This is a genomic window from Pseudomonas sp. dw_358 (assembly GCF_018449655.1).
Lineage (GTDB): Bacteria > Pseudomonadota > Gammaproteobacteria > Pseudomonadales > Pseudomonadaceae > Aquipseudomonas.
The window spans coordinates 50,001-67,807 of record NZ_JAAVUX010000023.1 but is presented as its reverse complement, the minus strand read 5'-3'; the positions used below and the strand labels follow the sequence as shown (position 1 = coordinate 67,807).

Genomic DNA, 17,807 nt, shown 5'->3' with positions numbered 1-17,807 from the left:
CTCGCCCTTGTGGCGTGGAGGACGACAGGGCGCGGCCAAAGCCGCGCCCCTCTATTACGGCTTGACGAACTGCTTGTCGATCATCCCCGCAGCGGTCACCGGCTTCTGCACCAGGCCGGCTTCCATGGCGGCCTTGAGCACCATGGGGAAGGTCGTCTGGGCGAAGGCGCCGTTGAGCTGCTGCTGGTTTTCCGCCAGGCTGTAGAACTGCACGCCGTCGAAGGCGCTGGCCAGGTCTTCCGGGCTGGAGCCTACGGCCTTGGCGATCACGGCGCGGTCGGCGGTGGTGTTGGCGCGGTAGTGGGTCACCGCGTCACCCCAGGAGTCCACCAGGGCCTGAATCTGCCCCGGCTTGTTTTTCAGCACGTCGTCGCGCACCACCAGCACGTCGCTGACGATGCCCGGCAGGTCCTTGCCGCTGAACAGCATGTTGACCTTGGGGTTCTGCTGGCGCGCGGTGCTCAGGTACGGCTCGTAGGTCACGGCCACCGGCACGCGGCCGGCGATCAGAGCGGTGCCGGCGTTGGCGGCGGGCATTGGCACCGGCTTGATGTCGCTCCATTGCATGCCGTTCTTGGCCAGGGCGGCGTGCAGCAGGATGTCGCTGGTGGCGCCTTCTTCGAAGGCCACTTCTTTGCCTTTGAGGTCCTTGATGGACTTGATGTCGGGGCCGGCGATGACGGCGTCAGCGGTCATGCTCTGGTCCAGCAGCAGGACGATTTTCACCGGCAGGCCGGCGGCAACCATGCCCATGGCGGTGTGGGTGGCGATCGTCGCGGCGTCCAACTGGCCGCTGGCCAGGCCGGCGTTGATGTCCTTGTCTTCGTTGAAGTTGACCAGGTCGACCTTCTCCAGCCCGTGCCTGGCATAGATGCCTTGGGCGGCGGCCACGTGCAGCTGGCCGTAGCCCAGCCAAGGTTCGATACCGACTTTCAGGGTGCCAGGTTCCGCTTTCATTTCAGCAGCGGACGCGGCCACCGCGGCGCTCAATGCGCAGATGCCGACAAGGCACTTCACCCCATTCTTCAACAGCTGATTCATGTCCGGTCTCGCTCATGGTTTAAGAAGGCGGTTGCTTTTGAGTGGCATCTCTTTCAACACTGCGGGAGGCGCCACGGCGGAAAATCAGGTTGAGCTGTCTATACAGGTAAGCATGGAGCGTGCCTATTCGGGCAGACCCGCAGCCCGCAAGGGATTAGGTGGCATAACACTTACTTCGGCGGCGAGGATGTGAGCTAGAACGGGGCAGGTTGCAGGAAAGTTGCCCCTTTGAGGAACACTCGCCGAGGCTCGTCATCGTGGCTTATCTCGTCGGCAGGGCCTTTGCGCCGACTGGTCTGCATATTGCTTGGCCTGTCTATACAGGTCAGCCAATCTTGAGGATTCACCCTTTATGCGTCGCTACCACACCGGTCGTGATCTCTCGCGCGTGCAGAGCATCCCGGAACTCGCTAGCCTGGCGCAGCGTTATCTGCCGCACTTTGTCTGGGAATACCTGGCCGGTGGCGCCGAAGAAGAAATCACCCTCACCGCCAACCGCCGTGACTTCGACCGTCTGGGGCTGTGCCCGCGTACTTTGCAGGGCGTGCAGGACCCTGATCTGAGCACGTCGTTGAGCCACCGCCCGGCGGCCTTGCCCATTGTTATCGCGCCCACTGGGTACAACGGCATGTTGCGTCGCGATGCGGATGTGTTGCTGGCCCGGGCGGCCACGGCCAAGGGTATTCCGCTTTGCCTGAGCACGGTGTCCTGCGCTTCCATGGAGCAGTTGGTGGAGCAGGTGCCGGGCCTGAACCTGTGGTTCCAGCTCTATTGCCTCAAGGATCCAGCCGTGCAGGAAGACCTGCTCAAACGTGCCGAGCGCTTGCAGGTGTCCACCTTGCTGCTGACCAGCGACGCCACCGTGCTGGGCAACCGCGAATGGGATCGGCGCAACTTTCAGCGTCCGCAAAAGCTCACCCTGGCCAACAAAATCGACGTGCTCGGCCACCCGCGCTGGATGGCCGGCACCCTCTGGCCTCACGGCATGCCGAGCCTGGGTAACCTGGACCCGTACCTGCCCAAGGAGGCGCGCAACGCCGCCGGCGCCCAGCATTTCATCGGCAACCAGATGGACACCGGTTTGAACTGGGAGAGCCTGGCGCGCCTGCGCGATCGCTGGACCGGCCAGTTGATTCTCAAGGGCGTGCTGCACCCCGGCGATGCCGAGCGGGCCGTTGCCCTGGGGGTGGACGGTATCGTCGTGACCAACCACGGCGGCCGTCAACTGGACGGCAGCCCCTCGGCCATCGCCGCGCTGCCAGCCATCAGCGCCGTGGCCAAGGGCAAGGTGCAGATCCTGCTGGACAGCGGTGTGCGCCGTGGTTCCGACATCGTCAGGGCGATGGCCTTGGGCGCCGACGGCGTGCTGGTGGGCCGGCCGACCTTGTTCGGCGTGGCGGTGGGCGGGGAGGCGGGGGCGCAGAAGGCTTTGCAGATCCTCGGCGACGAGCTCAAGCGGGCGATGATTCTGCTGGGGTGTCAGCGGTTGGACCAGTTGGTGGGGGAGCACCCGTTGATCGAGTATGCCCGCGATCTTTCAGGACCGCAGGGCTCATGAGCTCGACCTGGCCTGGCTGCTGACGCGCCAGGCGCGTTGGGTGTTCTCCAGGCTCACAGTGGTTGTTCGTCAAGGCTGGCCAGACGTTCGATCGCCAGCAGTTGCGCGCGAAGTGGTCAGGTCTCGTTATGCTCGGCTGATTGCCTGGATAGTGCGAAATGGCTGATCGGCGTGCCTTGACCGGTTGAGGAACCGTATCTACTTTCCATACAGTTTTTCGGCTGTCAGGACGATGACTTCGTGGATTCCTGTGCAGGGGTGCTCTTGGCTCGGGGAGTCTCACATGGCGTTATCTTCGGTGGTGGTCAACCTTCTGCGCGCCGCAGCGCCCACGTTGCTGATGGCACTCGGCTTGCCTTCTCCCTTCAATGTCATCGCTGCCGCCGTGGCCTCGACATCGCTGGCACCCCGGCTGCCTGCTGCGGCTCCCGCTCCGGTGCTGTCCCCCGAACAGTTGATAAAGACGGTCGAAACCCAGGCGCAGGCACCTGACTTTCTGCTCAAGTTGCGCGCCGCCGAAGCCGATCTGCAAAAGTACGAAGCCAGCGCCGGCATGCGTTTTGCCGAGCTGGAGCTGCAAGACCGCACCCGCGCCGGTGCCTTCCAACGTGACAGCGGCATGGCGGCCAAGGTGTTTACCAATGGCATGCGCCTGGTCACCTTGAGTCTGTTGTCCGTGCTGTTGGTGATTGGCGTCTCCACCTATGTGGTCTGGAACGGGATCACCGCCGCGAACGCCGGTCTGGCGACGGCCGGGTTTGGCCTGGTCGGCACGGTGGTGGGATTTCTCACCGGACTGTCGTCCAACATCGTGAGCTTCTATTGGGGCAGCAGCCAGGGGTCCAAAGACAAAGGCGATCAGATCGCCCAGGCCCTTCAGGCGCTCGGTGGCCAACAAGGCAAGACGCCCGCAGTGGCGGCAGGTGTGCAGGACGATGCGGTGGGTTGAGGCGCCATGGCGCGGGGGTGGGGCATGAGCGATACGGTCGAATTGGCACTGTCGGGCACCGTGCAGACCACAGTGCGAGTCAACGTGAGGCAGAACACCCCGGCCACCACGGCGCCGGTTCTGCGAAAACTGGAGGCGGGCGTCACGGTTCAGGTGCTCGGCGTGGTCGTGGGCGACAACGTGCAGGGCAATGCCCACTGGTACCGTCTGGCTGGCAACAGCTTTGTCTGGGCTGGCGGGTGCGGTGCGCTGAACGGCTCGACACCCGCTGTGCCTTCAGGCCCCCAGGCCCGCCTCGCGGACGTGCCATTGGTCATCGACATGAACCATAACGACGGCGTCGGCAGCTTTGCCCAGGCCAAGGCGGCGGGCCTGGTCGGCGTCATTCACAAAGCCACCACCGGTCAGCACGGGCAGGATGATCAGTACGCCGAACGCCGCCAGCAGGCCCTCGATGCCGGCTTGCTGTGGGGCGCCTATCACTGGGGAACGGCCGCTGACCCCATCACCCAGGTGGACAACTTCCTGCGCTATGCCGAGCCGGATGCCCACACCTTGGTTGCCCTGGATTTCGAAGCCACGCCAGGCAACCAGATGACCCTGGACATCGCCCAGCGCTTCTGTGAAGAGATCTTCAACCGACTGGGGCGTCGTCCGGTCATTTACAGCGGCAGCACCTTGAAGGGTTACCTCGGCTCGACCAGCAATGCGTTCTTCGCTCAACACCGCCTGTGGCTGGCCCAATACGGTTCGCATCCGACGGTGCAACGCAGTTGGGAGAGCTTCTGGCTCTGGCAATACACCGATGGCGACGTCGGGCCGCCGGGCTGTCGTGCCGTGGCGGGGATCCTGGGGGATGCCAAAAAGCGGCTGGACTGCAATCACTTTGCGGGGGATGCAGCGACCCTGGCAGCGCAGTGGGCATTGTGAGGCCGATCGGCCTTCAGGTGCTGCAAGCGGCTGTCTGCAAACGGATTTTTGCCCACAATCACTGTGTATCCGCCTGTGGATAAGCTGCGTACATCTGGCTGCAAGCCTTGGCAGGCCTGGGTGGGAACAGGGTGGTTGTTTTTTGTTCAGGTCAACGGCTTCATGACGGCGAACTGCGCAGTGTGTTGGACAACCGATCGGGTGCCGGGTATCAAGGCGCTGCCGAGGGCGGTCAAGATCGATCGGTATAACCCTTTGGCCAAAAACGATTTTTTGCCCACATCTGCTGTGCATCCGCTTGTGGATAACCTGCGCACAGCTGTCTGCAGGCCACGGCGGGACTGGTTGAGCGACGATTGGTTACTATTTGTACACTGCGTCTGCACCCTGCCAGCTTGCCAAGGGCCATCACCTCTCCTGGGTCGCGACAGCGTCAGTTCAGCCACCTCCGTAAAAGTCCGTTTCTGTCCTGTATCGGTCCGGCTCTGGCCTGTTTCCAGCCTTGCATGGCGCCTACGATGGCTTCCTCATTCAGTTTGCTCAAGGCCACGGAAATAGCATGTCAATTTCTACCGCGTTGCTCGTGATCGACGTACAAGAGTCCTTTCGCCATTCTCCGTACTGGTCCGAAAATGACCTGGCGGCCTATCTCGTCCAGCAGCAGGCATTGATCGACGGCTGCGTGGCCTTGAGGATCCCGGTAGTGCAGGTATTTCATGTCGAGGACAGTGGTCATTTCTCCCTGGCGTCGGGGCAGGTGCGGGCCCTTGAGGACTTGGCCATCAAGCCCACCGTGACCTTTCACAAGCGCTATCACAGTGCCTTGGCCGGTACGCCGCTGGCGCCGTGGCTGACCGGGCGCGGGATCCGGCGGCTGATCGTCAGCGGTATCCGCACCGAGCAGTGTTGCGAGACCACCACCCGCCACGCCTCGGACAGCGGCTTTGCAGTGGACTTCGTCAGCGAAGCGACCCTGACCTTTGCCATGACCCACGCCCGCAGCGGCCGCACCTACGGCCCTGCGCAGATTCGCGAGCGTACCGAACTGGTGCTCGAAGGGCGTTTCGCCCGCATCCTTACCGTCGCCCAAGCCTTGGAGAGCTGAGTTCATGCGTGTCCCTGTGTTGTTCGTCTTGTTGCCCCACGTGCTGATGCTGGACCTGGCCGGGCCGGCCGAAGCCTTGCGCCTGGCGAATCAAGTGGGGGGCGAGGGGGGGATCGGTTTCGACTTGCAGTATGCCGGCCCGGTCGCTGACATTCAGAGCTCCATCGGCCTGCCGCTGAACGGCCTGGCACCCTTGCCCGAGCAGGTGGCCGCAGGCACGTTGGTGGTGCTGGTGGGATCCACCTCGCAGGTCACAGCCGCCGAGCAACACGGCCTCGACACCGCCAGTGCGACGCTGGTGGACTGGTTGCGCCGGGTGGTTGCGCCCAGCCGCGAGCAAGTGTTGTGCGTCTGCGCCGGTGCCTTGAGCGCCGCGCGCGCGGGTTTGCTGGACGGGCGGCAATGCACCACTCATCACGCCCTGTGCGCGACGCTGCAATCGCTGGCGCCCAAGGCGCGGGTCGTGGAAAACCGTCTGTATGTCACCGATGGCCGCATCAGCACCAGCGCCGGGATCACGGCCGGCATCGATCTGACCTTGCACCTGCTCGCCGAGCTGGCCGGGCCGAGGCTGGCCTGCACCGTGGCGCGGGAGATGGTGGTGTACAGGCGCCGCAGCGGCTGCGACCCGCAACTGTCGCCCTGGATCAGCGGCCGCAATCACCTGCACCCCGGCGTGCACCGCGTGCAGGACGCCATCGTGGCCGACCCGAGCGACGATTGGAGCGTGGAGCGCATGGCCGATATTGCCTGCACCAGCAGCCGCCATCTGGGCCGTCTGTTTCATGAGCATGTCGGAGCTGCCCCGCTGGATTATCTGCATCGGCTACGGGTCACCCTGGCCCGGGAGCTGCTCGAGCAATCGGGCCTGGACATGGAGGCTGTGGCTCAGCGCGCCGGGTTTGGTTCGGCGCGGCACCTGCGGCGAATCTGGAGCAAATTCGAGGAGGGTACGCCCTCTGAATCGCGTCTCGCCCACTAGCGAGAGTCACCGTCGGGCCGGTATGCTCGGCCGCCATGAATACGACCAAAACCACGACCCTTTCGCCGTGGGCGGCCTGCAGCGCCGTCCTCGCGGCTCAGTTCTCTGCCAATGCCGGCGCGGCGCTTGCCAAGACCTTGTTCCCGATGGTCGGTACCAGTGGCGTGGCCAGCTTGCGCATCGGTCTGGCGGCGTTAGTGCTGCTGGCCGTCGTGCGGCCGTGGCGAGTACGGCTGGACGCATTGCAGTGGCGCAACGTGCTGATCTACGGCGTGATGCTGGCCGGAATGAACCTGTGCCTGTATCAAGCGTTTCAGCGCTTGCCGCTGGGGGTCGCGTCGGCCATCGAGATCTCCGGCCCGCTGGCCGTGTCGATGCTCGCCTCGCGCAGGGGCTTCGACATTCTCTGGCTGGCGCTGGCCATCGGCTCGCTGTCGCTGCTGCTGCCCAGCGAGGCCGGTGGCGCCGTACTGGACCGGGTGGGCATTCTCTTCGGCTTCGGCGCCGCCAGTTGCTGGGCGTTGTACATCGTGTTCGGCAACCGCGTGAAGGATGCGGCCAGCAGCGCGGTGACCTGGGGCATGCTGGTGGCCGGGATCATTGCCTTGCCCATGGGGCTGGCACAGAGCGGGGCCTTGCTGTTGCAGCCGAGCGTTTTGCTGGCAGGCCTGTGCATCGCGCTGTTGTCCAGCGTGGTGCCCAATAGCCTGGACATGGTCGCCTTGCGCAATGCGCCGCCCAAGGTGTTCGGCTTGTTGAGCAGCGCCCAGCCGGCGGTGGCGGCGCTGATCGGCCTGGGTGTGCTGGGCGAGCGTCTGGGCATGGCGCAATGGGTGGCCATTGCCGGTATCGTTCTGGCCTGTGCCGGCAGCGTAGTGACCTCGTCGAACGAGCAAGCCGCCCACGCGTGAACGGTGCTGGAAAGTAAGTGGCTGTTTTAGGAAGTTTTTTTTGCCTTGGCGCTTCCCGCCCGCGAGGAAAGCTGGTAAATTCCCGCTCATTGTTGCAAAGCGCTTCACAACGCATTCGCAGCAGTCGCTCCAGGGGCGTCGCCAAGCGGTAAGGCAGCAGGTTTTGATCCTGCCATGCGTTGGTTCGAATCCAGCCGCCCCTGCCATCTTCTTTCATCGCCGGTGTTTGCCTCAGGGCAACACCGGCGATGTCGTTTCTGCCCGCCGCCCATCAGAACCGATTCAGCGCGTTGGCCACGGTCATCATCCACAGCCCCACAGCAAATGCTCCAGGGTCCACGTGCCCCAGCGCCCGTTCGCCCAGATAGGACGAACGGCCCTTGCGCGGCAACATCTGCTTGGTTTGCGCGGCGCCCTGCAAAGCGGCGCTGGCGGCCAGCAGCGCGCATTCGCCGGCACCGGCGCCTTTCTCGCGGTTGCGCAGGGCGTGGGCCGCCGGCAGCAAGGCATCGAGCATGGTGCGCTCGCCGGCCTTGGCGCCCCCCAGCTTCATCACCCCTTCGCAGCCCGCCTGAAAGGCTCGGCTCCAGGACGCCAGTTGGGTGACTTCGGCCCCGGCCAGTGAAGCGCCGGCGCTGAAGGTGAAAATCGCATACAACGGCCCGGAGGTCCCCCCCAGCGAGCGACGCAGCACAGCAGAAATCTGCTGCAGGGCCAACGCCGGGTGATCACAGTCCAACGTGTCCAGCGCCCGTTCGATGGCCACTGCGCCCCGCGCCAGACTGGTGCCAAGGTCGCCGTCGCCCACGACCGAGTCCAGTTCGGTGAGGTGGCTTTCGTGTTCCTTGAGGATGGCGCAGACCGCCACCAGCGCCGCCTTGAAGGTGGCGGCCTTGCGCCAGCTGGCGCCGCTCGGTCCGGCACTGACGGGCAGGGCGGCGCAGGGTTGCCGACTCAGGTCGGTGGCCGGGGATTGCAAGGGGTGCCAGGCCGTTGCGCAGGTGGGTGCCCGCAGCCGGGCCAGGGTCGCATCGTCTACCCGCAGCAGGGTCACCGAGCAGCCGGCCATCTCCAGCGCGGTGAGAAACGTGCCTACCAGCACCGCTTCGACTTTGAGCCCATGGGTCACGCAGCCGGCCAGGACATGGCGGGCGACGATGTCCAGCTCCTGCACCGCCGTGCCCCCGAGGTTGTTGATCATGGCCACGACACGCTCGCCGGGCAGCAGTTGACCCTGGCTGAAGATCCGCTCCAGCAGCACATGAACCATGTTGTCGGCAGGCTCCACCGGCCCTCGGCGCACGCCGTTTTCACCGTGGATGCCCAGGCCGTATTCGACCTCGTTGTCGCCCAAGGTGAACCCTGGCGTACCCGCCGCTGGCACGGTGCACGCGCTCAGTCCCAGGCCCATGCTGAACAGGCCGGTGGCCGCTCGTTCGGCGGCAGCCTTGACCTCGGCCAATGGCAGCCCGGCTTCGGCGGCCGCCCCCGCGACCTTGTGCACCAGCACCGTACCGGCAATGCCGCGACGGCCCACGGTGCCGTTGTCGTCGAGGGCCACGTCATCGCCCACCACGATCATTTCCACGGCGACACCGGCACTGCGGGCCAACTCGGCGGCCAGGCCAAAATTAAGCCGGTCGCCGGTGTAGTTCTTGACGATCAGCAGCACCCCTGCGGGGCCGGTCAGGGTCATGATGGCGCTGAGCACCGCATCCACACTGGGCGACGTGAACACGGCGCCGACCACCGCCGCCGTCAGCAGGCCCTGGCCGACGTAACCGGCGTGGGCCGGCTCGTGGCCGGCACCGCCACCGGAAATCAGCACGACCTTGCCAGCCGCGCCCAAGGCAGCGAAGTCGCGCCGCGCGACGATATTTTCACCTTGCAGCAAGATCAGGTCACGGTTGGCGAGGGCTACGCCTTCGAGCATGTCGTCGACGACGGTCAGGGCGTCGTTGATGAGTTTTTTCATGGTGGTGTCCGGTCCCGGTTATTTGTTATGGGGATAAGAGGAGTGTGGTGGGTGAGGGGGGCGATGTCCAATGTGCGGGTCTTGCAGAGGTGCCCAGACCAGCACCTGCCACCCCATCCGCACCTCCTGTCGACCACCCCTTCCAGTCCCCCACGAATCCCTTGCTTACCCCGCATTTCTCTGCTAATTTCCAGAATGTTAACGATGACATTTCCGCTTAAAAATAAAAACAACGGGATATTCGCCATGACAATCCGCTTCAGCCGAGGCCTCTGTGCCGCCGCTTGCTCCCTCGCTTTTGCCGTCGCCTGCGCCAGCAGCGCCCAGGCCGCCGATGCCGCTAAATCCGGCCCCTACAAAATCGGTGTGTCGTTCCAGGAAATCAACAACCCCTACTTTGTCACCATGAAGGACGCCCTGCAGGACGCCACCAAGACCATCGGCGCCGAACTGTTGGTCACCGATGCGCGGCACGACGTGTCCAAGCAGCTCAGCGACATCGAGGACATGCTGCAAAAAGGCATCGACATCCTGATCATCAACCCCACCGATTCGGTCGGCGTGCAGTCCGCCGTCAAGCAGGCCCACGACAAAGGGGTGGTGGTGGTCGCCGTGGACGCCCAGGCCGATGGGCCGCTGGACTCCTTCGTCGGCTCGAAGAACTATGACGCCGGGGTGCAGGCCTGCGACTACCTGGCCAAGAACATTGGCGGCAAGGGTGACGTCGGCATTCTCGACGGCATCGCCGTGGTGCCGATTCTTGAACGGGTGCGCGGTTGCAAGGACGCCCTTGCCAAGTACCCGGACATCAAGATCGTCAGCACCCAGAATGGCAAGCAGGAACGTGACCAGGCCCTTAGCGTCACGGAAAACATGCTCCAGGCCCAACCCACTCTCAAAGGCCTGTTCAGCGTCAACGACAACGGCTCCCTCGGCGCCCTTGCGGCCATCGAGGCGAGCGGCATGGACGTCAAACTGACCAGCGTTGACGGTGCCCCGGAAGCCATCAAGGAAATCCAGAAACCGGGCAGCAAGTTCATCGCCACCTCGGCGCAGTACCCACGCGACCAGGTGCGCCTGGCCCTGGGCGTGGCGCTGGCCAAGAAGTGGGGTGCCCAAGTGCCCAAGGCCATTCCGGTGGATATCCTGCTGGTGGATCAGGCCAAGGCCAAGACCTTCAGCTGGTAAGCCTGCGACAGCTCAACTACGGTGACGGCGCCTCGAGAGGGGGGCGCCGTTCGGTCCCACGACGTTCGGTCTGGCGAGGTGCCCATGAGCAGCCTTCTGCAATTGGACAATATCTGTAAGAGTTACCCCGGCGTGCAGGCGCTCAAGTCCATCAACCTTCGGGTCGAGCGTGGCGAAATCCATGCCTTGCTCGGGGAAAACGGTGCCGGCAAATCGACCCTGATGAAGATCCTCGCCGGCGTCGAGCATCAGGATCAGGGCAGCATTCTCATGGACGGCGCGGAGCAGCACTTCGCGACCTACAACGAAGCGATCGCCGCCGGCATCGGCATCGTCTTTCAAGAGTTCAGCCTGATCCCGTACCTCACCGCCGTGGAGAATATTTTCCTCGGCCACGAGCGGGTCAACAGCCTGGGGCTGCTGCGCAAGCAGCACATGCGCGAGGAGGCCATTGCCCTGTTCGCCCGCCTCGGCGTGCAGATCAATCTGGACTGTTCGGTGCAGCACCTGAGCGTGGCCGAGCAGCAGTTCGTCGAAATCGCCAAGGCCCTGGCCCTCAATGCGCGCCTGCTGATTCTTGACGAACCTACCGCAACCCTGACCCCCTCCGAAGCCGAGCTGCTGTTCGGCATCATGCGCGAGTTGAAAAGCCAGGGCGTGGCGGTGATCTTCATCTCCCACCACCTGGAAGAAATTTTCCAGGTCTGTGACCGCATCAGCGTGCTGCGCGACGGCAGCAACGTCGGCGCCCTGACCGTGGCCGACAGTGACATCGACACCTTGGTGGAGATGATGGTAGGCCGGCGCCTGGACGCCAATTTCCCGGCCAAGACCTCGACGCCGTTGGGTGAAGTGGTGCTGGAAGTGCGCGACATTCAATTGCTGAAGAACGGCCCGCACAACCATTTCAAACTGCACCGTGGCGAGATTCTCGGCTTTGCCGGGCTTGTGGGTTCCGGGCGCACGGAGTTGGCCTTGGGCGTCATGGGGGCCTTGTCGGTGGTCAGCAAAGACGTCTTGCTCCACGGCCTGCCCGTGCACCTGGCCGACCCGGCCCAGGCGCTGGCCCACGGCATCGGGCTGCTCCCCGAGAGCCGCAAGAGCGAAGGGCTGATCGTCGACTTCAGCATCCGCGAGAATATCTCCCTGAACAATCTGGGCAAGTATGAAAACCACGGCCACCTGCTTGATCGACGCAAGGAGGATCTGACCACCACGGCGTTGATGAAGCAACTCTCGATCAAGGCGCCGACCTGTGAAAGCCGGGTGCTCAACCTCAGTGGCGGCAACCAGCAGAAAGTGGTGATCGCGCGCTGGATCAACCACCACTGCGACATCCTGATTTTCGACGAGCCCACCCGCGGCATCGATGTCGGCGCCAAGGCCGAGATCTACAGCCTGATGCGCAAGCTCACCGAGCAGGGTTTCGCGATCATCATGATTTCCTCGGAGCTGCCGGAAATCATCGGTATGTGCGACCGCGTCGCTGTTTTCAACAAAGGTGCCATCGTCAACGTTCTGGAAGCGTCCAGCATCAACCCGCAAGAGGTGATGCGTCACGCCACAGGGGGGAGCCACAGTGTCCATGTCCATTAAAAGCGGGCCCATCAAGAGTGCGCCCATCAAAAGCCAGCACGGCAAAGCCCTCAAGCTCGACTTCGCCCGACTGATTCGCTCGCCGGCCTTCTATCCCTTCGTCGGGCTGGTGGTGGTCACGCTGTTCATGATCTTCGCCAGCGACAAGTTTCTCACCGGTGCCAACCTGGAAAACATCGCCCGGCAGGTGTCGATCAACGCAATCATTGCCGTGGGCATGACCTGCGTGATCCTCACGGGCGGCATTGATTTGTCGGTGGGGCCAGTCATGGCCTTGTCCGGCACCTTGACCACCGGCTTGATGGTGGCCGGCGTACCGGCGCCCATCGCTATTCTCATCGGCTTGTTGATCGGCGTTGGCTTTGGTATCGGCAACGGCATCTTTGTCGCCTACCTGAAGATGCCGCCGATCATCGTCACCCTCGCCACCATGGGCATCGCCCGAGGCCTGGGCCTGATGTACACCGACGGCTATCCCATCTCGGGCATGCCGGACTGGTTTGCCTGGTTCGGGCGCGGCACCTTGTTCGGCATCCAGGTGCCGATCCTGATCATGCTGGCGACCTACTTTCTGGCCTGGGTGCTCCTGCAGCAGACCCGCATCGGCCGCTACATCTACGCCATCGGCGGCAACGAAGAAGCGGTACGGCTGTCCGGGGTTCGGGCGCCGCGCTTCAAGTTGCTGGTGTATTGCATCAGTGGCCTGACGGCAGCGGTGGCGGGGCTGGTGCTGTCGTCACGGCTGATGAGCGGCCAACCCAACGCCGGGGTCGGCTTCGAGCTGGACGCCATTGCCGCCGTGGTCCTGGGCGGCGCGTCGATAGCCGGCGGGCGTGGCGTGATCGTCGGCACCCTGGTGGGCGCGATGCTGCTGGGCGTGCTCAACAACGGCCTGAACATGCTCGGGGTCTCGCCCTATGTGCAAAGCGTGATCAAGGGCGGGATCATCCTGCTGGCGATTTTCATCAGCAAACAGCGGCACAAGTAATACCTCATCCAACAGCAGCGGTCCTGCGGGCCGCTGTGGCTTCCTTCGTCCTGAAAAAGGTGAATCGACATGGACAACAACACCGACAACACCATGCAAGCCATCGTCTGCCACGCACCCAAGGACTACCGCCTGGAGCGTATCGGCAAGCCCCAGGCGCGGCCCCTGGAACTGGTGATCAGCATCAAAGCCTGCGGCATCTGCGCCAGTGACTGCAAATGCCACTCGGGCGCGGCGATGTTCTGGGGCGGCGAGAGCCCGTGGGTCAAGGCGCCGGTGATTCCGGGCCATGAATTTTTCGGCTACGTGGAACAGGTGGGCGAGGGCGCCGAGGAACACTTCGGGGTCAAGGTCGGCGACAAGGTGATCGCCGAGCAGATCGTGCCGTGCGAGAAGTGCCGCTTCTGCAAGTCCGGCAAGTACTGGATGTGCGAGGTGCACAACATTTTCGGCTTCCAGAAGGACGTGGCCGAGGGCGGCATGGCCCAGTACATGCGCATTCCGAAGACGGCTATCGTGCACAAGATCCCGGAGTCGGTGTCGCTGGAAGATTCGGCGCTGATCGAACCCATGGCCTGCTCCATTCACACGGTCAACCGTGGCGACGTGCAGCTGGACGACGTGCTGGTAATCGCCGGTGCCGGTACGCTGGGTCTGTGCATGGTCCAGGTGGCGGCGCTCAAGACACCGAAGAAACTGGTGGTCATCGACATGGTCGACGAGCGCCTGGAACTGGCGAAACAGTACGGCGCCGACGTGACCATCAACCCCGGCCGCGACGACGCCAAGGCGATCATCCAGGGCCTGACCGACGGCTATGGCTGCGACGTCTATATTGAAACCACCGGCGTGCCGATCGGCGTCACCCAGGGCCTGGAACTGATCCGCAAGCTTGGCCGCTTCGTCGAGTTCAGCGTGTTCGGCGCCGAGACCAGCGCCGACTGGTCGATCATCGGTGACCGCAAGGAACTGGACGTGCGTGGTGCGCACCTGGGGCCTTACTGCTACCCGGTGGCCATCGACCTGTTCGAGCGCGGGCTGGTGACCTCAAAGGGCATCGTCACCCATGATTTTGGCCTGGATGACTATGCCGAGGCCTTTGAGCTGGCCAATTCGACCCGGTCGATCAAGGTGCTGCTGAAACCGCAATCGCCAAAGTAGCTGGCTCATAACAAGAACAAGAGAACCGCCCCATGGATTATGTCATCGGTGTCGACATTGGCACCCAGAGTACCAAGGCCCTGTTGGTGGATGCCCAGGGCTGCATCCTCGCGCAGCACAGCCACAGCTACAAGGTCGACACGCCGAAGCCGCGCTGGGCCGAGCAGTGGCCGCAGGTCTGGCTGGACGCAGTGAGGCTGTGCATTGCCGGCTGCGTGGACAAGGCGCAGGTGCCCCGCGGGCAGATCAAGGCGCTGTGTGTCAGCAGCCTGTATGGCGGTTCCGGGATTGCCGTGGATGCGCAGATCAAGCCGCTGTATCCCTGCCTGATCTGGATGGATCGGCGCGCCAGCGAACAGGTCGAGTGGGTGCGCGAGCACGTTGACCTGGAGCAGTTGCAGGCCATCACCGGTAACGGTGTCGACAGCTATTACGGCTTCACCAAGATGCTCTGGCTCAAGCAGCACCAGCCCGAAGTCTGGGCCGACACCTGCTATCTGCTGCCGCCCAACAGCTACATCAATTACTGCCTGACAGGCGCGGTGGCGGTGGACCACAGCTCGGCCGGCAACATCGGTGGTGTCTACGACCAGGCCGCGCGGTGCTGGTCGGTGCCGATGCTCGAGGCCTTGGGTATTGCGCCGGCGATGATGCCCGAACGCTTGCTGCATTCGGGCGAAGTGGTCGGTGGCCTGCTGGAAGATTGGGCGGCACGCCTGGGCCTCGAGCCGGGAACGCCGGTACTGGCGGGGGGCGTCGATGCGGCCATGGCCACCTTTGCCGCCGGGGTGACCGAGGCCGGTAACCATGTGGCGATGATCGGCACCAGCATGTGCTGGGGCTACTTGAACCAGCAGGTGGACGCACGCCATGGGCTGGTGAGTTTCCCCCATGTATTCAACGGCGCGCGCGATCTGTACATCTTCGGCGGCGCGATCACCGCCGGGGCCTCGGTCAGCTGGTTTCGCGAGCAGTTCTGCCAGGCCGAGGAACAGCAAGGCCGGGACAGTGGTGAAGACAGCCACGGGATTCTCGAACGGGCGGCGCTCAAGGTGCCGGCCGGCAGCGACGGCTTGCTGTTTCTGCCCTACCTGATGGGTGAGCGCAGCCCGGTGTGGGACGCCAGCGCCAGCGGCAGTTTTGTCGGCTTGAGCCTGTATCACAGCCGCGTCCATCTCTACCGTGCGGTGCTGGAAGGGGTGACCTTTGCCCTGCGCCACAACATCGAGGCGGGCAGGCAGGGCGCGCAGCACCTGGACCCGCGCCTGATCGTGGTGGGCGGCGCCAGCCACTCCGACCTGTGGATGCAGATCATCGCCGACGTCACCGGCTACCCGGTCTACACCATCGTCCAGGAGGTGGAAGCCGCCCTCGGCGCGGCGTTGCTGGCGGCCCATGCCGCCGGGCTGGTGGATGAGGCGCAGGTGCATCGCGGCTGGGTCGAGTTGCAACGGCGGGCCGAGCCCGAGGCTGACAATGTGCGGCTCTATTCGCGTCTGTTTGCCGACTATGTGGCGTTGTATCCGGCCCTCAAACCCATCATGCACCGCCTGCAGGAGGCCTCGTCATGAGTACCGCGAGCTTCGATTTCACCGGCCAGCGCATCCTGGTCACCGGTGCCAGCAGCGGCATTGGCTGGGCCGTCGCCTATCACCTGATGGGGGCTGGCGCGCAGGTCTATGCCATGGGCCGTGATGCCCAGGCCTTGGAAAAACTGGCGGGGCAGGGCTGTCATATTGTGCGGGTGGACATGGCCGACAGCGCCGCACTGACGGCACAGTTGGCGCTGTTGCCGCCGCTGCATGGCCTGGTCAATTGTGCCGGCATCGCGCTGCTGGAGGCGGCCGATGCGGTGACGGCCGAGGGCTTCGACCAGGTGATGGCGGTCAACGTGCGTGCGGCGGCCTTGGTGGCGGCTGCGGTGGCGCGGGGGATGATCACGGCAGGTGTGGCGGGCAGCATCGTCAACGTGTCCAGCCAGGCGTCGCTGGTGGCACTGGATGATCACTTGGCCTACTGCGCGTCCAAGGCGGCGATGGACGCCATGACCCGGGTCCAATGCGGGGAATGGGGCAAGCACGGGATCCGGGTCAACAGTGTCAACCCCACGGTGACCCTGACGCCCATGGCCGTACAGGTGTGGAGCAAGCCGGCCAAGCGCGACCCGGCGCTGGCGGGGATTCCGCTGGGGCGCTTTGCCGAGACCGATGAAGTGGCGGGGCCGATTCTGTTCTTGTTGAGCGATGCGGCATCGATGATCAGTGGCGTGGCGTTGCCAATCGATGGGGGGTATACCAGTCGGTGAGGGATTGACTCTGAGGGCCTCATCGCAGGCAACGCAGTATCAAATCCGAACCCCGTTTTCCAACTCGCCGCCAATCACCACCTGACTGCGCGGCAGCCCGGCATCCTGAATCCGCGCCAGCAGCAATTGCACCGCCTGGCTGCCGGCCCGGGAGGCGTCGTGGGCGATACAGGCAATCGGAATGCCGAAGATGTCGGCAAAGGGCAGGCGATCAATGCCGCAGATCGCCACCTGCTCATGGGCGATGCCCTGGTCGCGCAGGGCTTTCAGGGCGCCCAGAGTGATCAATTGGTTGAAGCCAAAAATCGCGTCGGGGCGGGCTTGTTCGCGCAGGTACGCCAAGGTGCTCAGGTACGAAGGCTCCAGCGTGTAATCGCCGGCAAACACGGCCAGCTCCACTGGCTTGCCGGCCTCGGCCAGCGCCGCCTTGACCCCACGCAGGCGCTCCTCGGAAATCCGCGAGTGCGCCGGACCGGTCAGCACCAGCAAGCGCCGCATATCGGGCTTTTGCGCGAGCAGATACCGGGCGCCCTTCAGGCCGCTTTCGTAGTTGTCCAGCACCACATGGCTGAACGGGCTATCGGGCAGCGCGCGGTCCAGCTGCACCACCGGCATGTCGCCATTGCTCAGGCGGTTGAGGTAGGCGGGACGGTAATGGGGTTCGTCGGACACCGGCGACAGCACGATGCCCGCGACCCGGTAGCCGAGCAGGGTGTCCACCGCCTTGCTCTCCAGTTCCTCGGAACCGTCGGTGTCGATGAGCATGATGGTGTAGCCGTGCTTTTTCGCTTCCCGGGAAATGGCTTTGATCATCTCGCTGTAGAACGGGTTGTCCACCGACGCGGTGATCAGGCCGATGATCAGGCTTTCGCTGCGCTTGAGGCTGCGGGCGAAGGCGTTGGGCACGTAGTCGAGCTCCTCGGCCACCTTGAGGATTTTCGCCAGGGTTGCCGGTTTCACCAGGTCAGGTTTGTTCAGGGCCCGGGACACGGTCTGCGAGGTCATGTTCACGCGGCGGGCGATGTCGCTGACGGTTACGGGGACTTTTTTGCTCATTGGGCTCGCGATGATCTGGACGGGAATCGACTGCCACAGGCTAGCACGCCACCGACTCGAAA

15 protein-coding genes and 1 tRNA gene are annotated in these 17,807 nt (G+C 64.0%); 13 read left to right on the top strand and 3 right to left on the bottom strand.

Features of this window, described 5'->3' with window-relative positions:
* Positions 1-54: 54 nt before the first annotated feature.
* Positions 55-1,041: an ABC transporter substrate-binding protein gene (locus tag HB675_RS23850; RefSeq protein WP_213881621.1), complete on the bottom strand. Its 987-nt coding sequence runs from the start codon at positions 1,039-1,041 to the stop codon at positions 55-57.
* A gap of 352 nt (positions 1,042-1,393) precedes the next feature.
* Between HB675_RS23850 and HB675_RS23845 the strand changes: the two genes are divergently transcribed.
* From HB675_RS23845 to HB675_RS23815, 7 genes are all read left to right on the top strand, one after another.
* Positions 1,394-2,599, top strand: a complete 1,206-nt coding sequence (locus HB675_RS23845) for an alpha-hydroxy acid oxidase (RefSeq protein ID WP_213881620.1) — start codon at positions 1,394-1,396, stop codon at positions 2,597-2,599.
* Positions 2,600-2,882: 283 nt separating this feature from the next.
* On the top strand, positions 2,883-3,548 hold the full coding sequence (locus HB675_RS23840; protein WP_213881619.1) for a hypothetical protein: 666 nt from the start codon (positions 2,883-2,885) through the stop codon (positions 3,546-3,548).
* A gap of 24 nt (positions 3,549-3,572) precedes the next feature.
* Complete coding sequence (locus tag HB675_RS23835; protein WP_213881618.1) at positions 3,573-4,478, top strand: glycoside hydrolase family 25 protein; 906 nt, start codon at positions 3,573-3,575, stop codon at positions 4,476-4,478.
* Between the two features lie 559 nt (positions 4,479-5,037).
* The gene (locus HB675_RS23830) at positions 5,038-5,583 is read left to right on the top strand and encodes an isochorismatase family protein (RefSeq protein ID WP_213881617.1); all 546 of its coding nucleotides are present in this window, start codon (positions 5,038-5,040) and stop codon (positions 5,581-5,583) included.
* 4 nt (positions 5,584-5,587) lie between these two features.
* Positions 5,588-6,565, top strand: coding sequence for a helix-turn-helix domain-containing protein (locus tag HB675_RS23825; RefSeq protein ID WP_213881616.1), 978 nt, complete (start codon positions 5,588-5,590; stop codon positions 6,563-6,565).
* A 35-nt stretch (positions 6,566-6,600) separates the two neighbouring features.
* Positions 6,601-7,476, top strand: a complete 876-nt coding sequence (locus HB675_RS23820; protein ID WP_213881615.1) for an EamA family transporter — start codon at positions 6,601-6,603, stop codon at positions 7,474-7,476.
* A gap of 131 nt (positions 7,477-7,607) precedes the next feature.
* Positions 7,608-7,682: transfer RNA gene (locus HB675_RS23815), tRNA-Gln, on the top strand.
* 65 nt (positions 7,683-7,747) lie between these two features.
* Here HB675_RS23815 and dhaL read toward each other — a convergent pair.
* Positions 7,748-9,451 carry a dihydroxyacetone kinase subunit DhaL gene (gene dhaL, locus HB675_RS23810; RefSeq protein ID WP_213881614.1) on the bottom strand — a complete coding sequence of 568 codons (1,704 nt, stop codon included), beginning with the start codon at positions 9,449-9,451 and terminating at the stop codon, positions 7,748-7,750.
* Between the two features lie 246 nt (positions 9,452-9,697).
* Between dhaL and HB675_RS23805 the strand changes: the two genes are divergently transcribed.
* The 6 genes from HB675_RS23805 (at position 9,698) to HB675_RS23780 (ending at position 16,689) form a co-directional block, all read left to right on the top strand.
* A complete protein-coding gene (locus HB675_RS23805) occupies positions 9,698-10,639 on the top strand; it encodes a substrate-binding domain-containing protein (RefSeq protein ID WP_213881613.1) in 942 nt (313 codons plus the stop codon).
* Positions 10,640-10,723: 84 nt separating this feature from the next.
* The gene (locus HB675_RS23800) at positions 10,724-12,235 is read left to right on the top strand and encodes a sugar ABC transporter ATP-binding protein (protein WP_213881612.1); all 1,512 of its coding nucleotides are present in this window, start codon (positions 10,724-10,726) and stop codon (positions 12,233-12,235) included.
* A complete protein-coding gene (locus HB675_RS23795) occupies positions 12,225-13,223 on the top strand; it encodes a ribose ABC transporter permease (RefSeq protein ID WP_213881611.1) in 999 nt (332 codons plus the stop codon). Before HB675_RS23800 ends, HB675_RS23795 begins: the two co-directional genes overlap by 11 nt.
* A 69-nt stretch (positions 13,224-13,292) precedes the next feature.
* Positions 13,293-14,384 (top strand): alcohol dehydrogenase catalytic domain-containing protein, encoded by a 1,092-nt coding sequence (locus HB675_RS23790; RefSeq protein ID WP_213881610.1) that lies wholly within the window; start codon positions 13,293-13,295, stop codon positions 14,382-14,384.
* Positions 14,385-14,416: 32 nt separating this feature from the next.
* Positions 14,417-15,955: an FGGY-family carbohydrate kinase gene (locus HB675_RS23785; RefSeq protein WP_213881609.1), complete on the top strand. Its 1,539-nt coding sequence runs from the start codon at positions 14,417-14,419 to the stop codon at positions 15,953-15,955.
* Positions 15,952-16,689, top strand: coding sequence for an SDR family oxidoreductase (locus HB675_RS23780; RefSeq protein WP_213881608.1), 738 nt, complete (start codon positions 15,952-15,954; stop codon positions 16,687-16,689). The genes HB675_RS23785 and HB675_RS23780 overlap by 4 nt, the downstream gene beginning before the upstream one ends.
* 39 nt (positions 16,690-16,728) lie before the next feature.
* Here HB675_RS23780 and HB675_RS23775 read toward each other — a convergent pair whose 3' ends face one another.
* Positions 16,729-17,745 carry a LacI family DNA-binding transcriptional regulator gene (locus HB675_RS23775; RefSeq protein WP_213881607.1) on the bottom strand — a complete coding sequence of 339 codons (1,017 nt, stop codon included), beginning with the start codon at positions 17,743-17,745 and terminating at the stop codon, positions 16,729-16,731.
* Positions 17,746-17,807 lie beyond the last annotated feature (62 nt).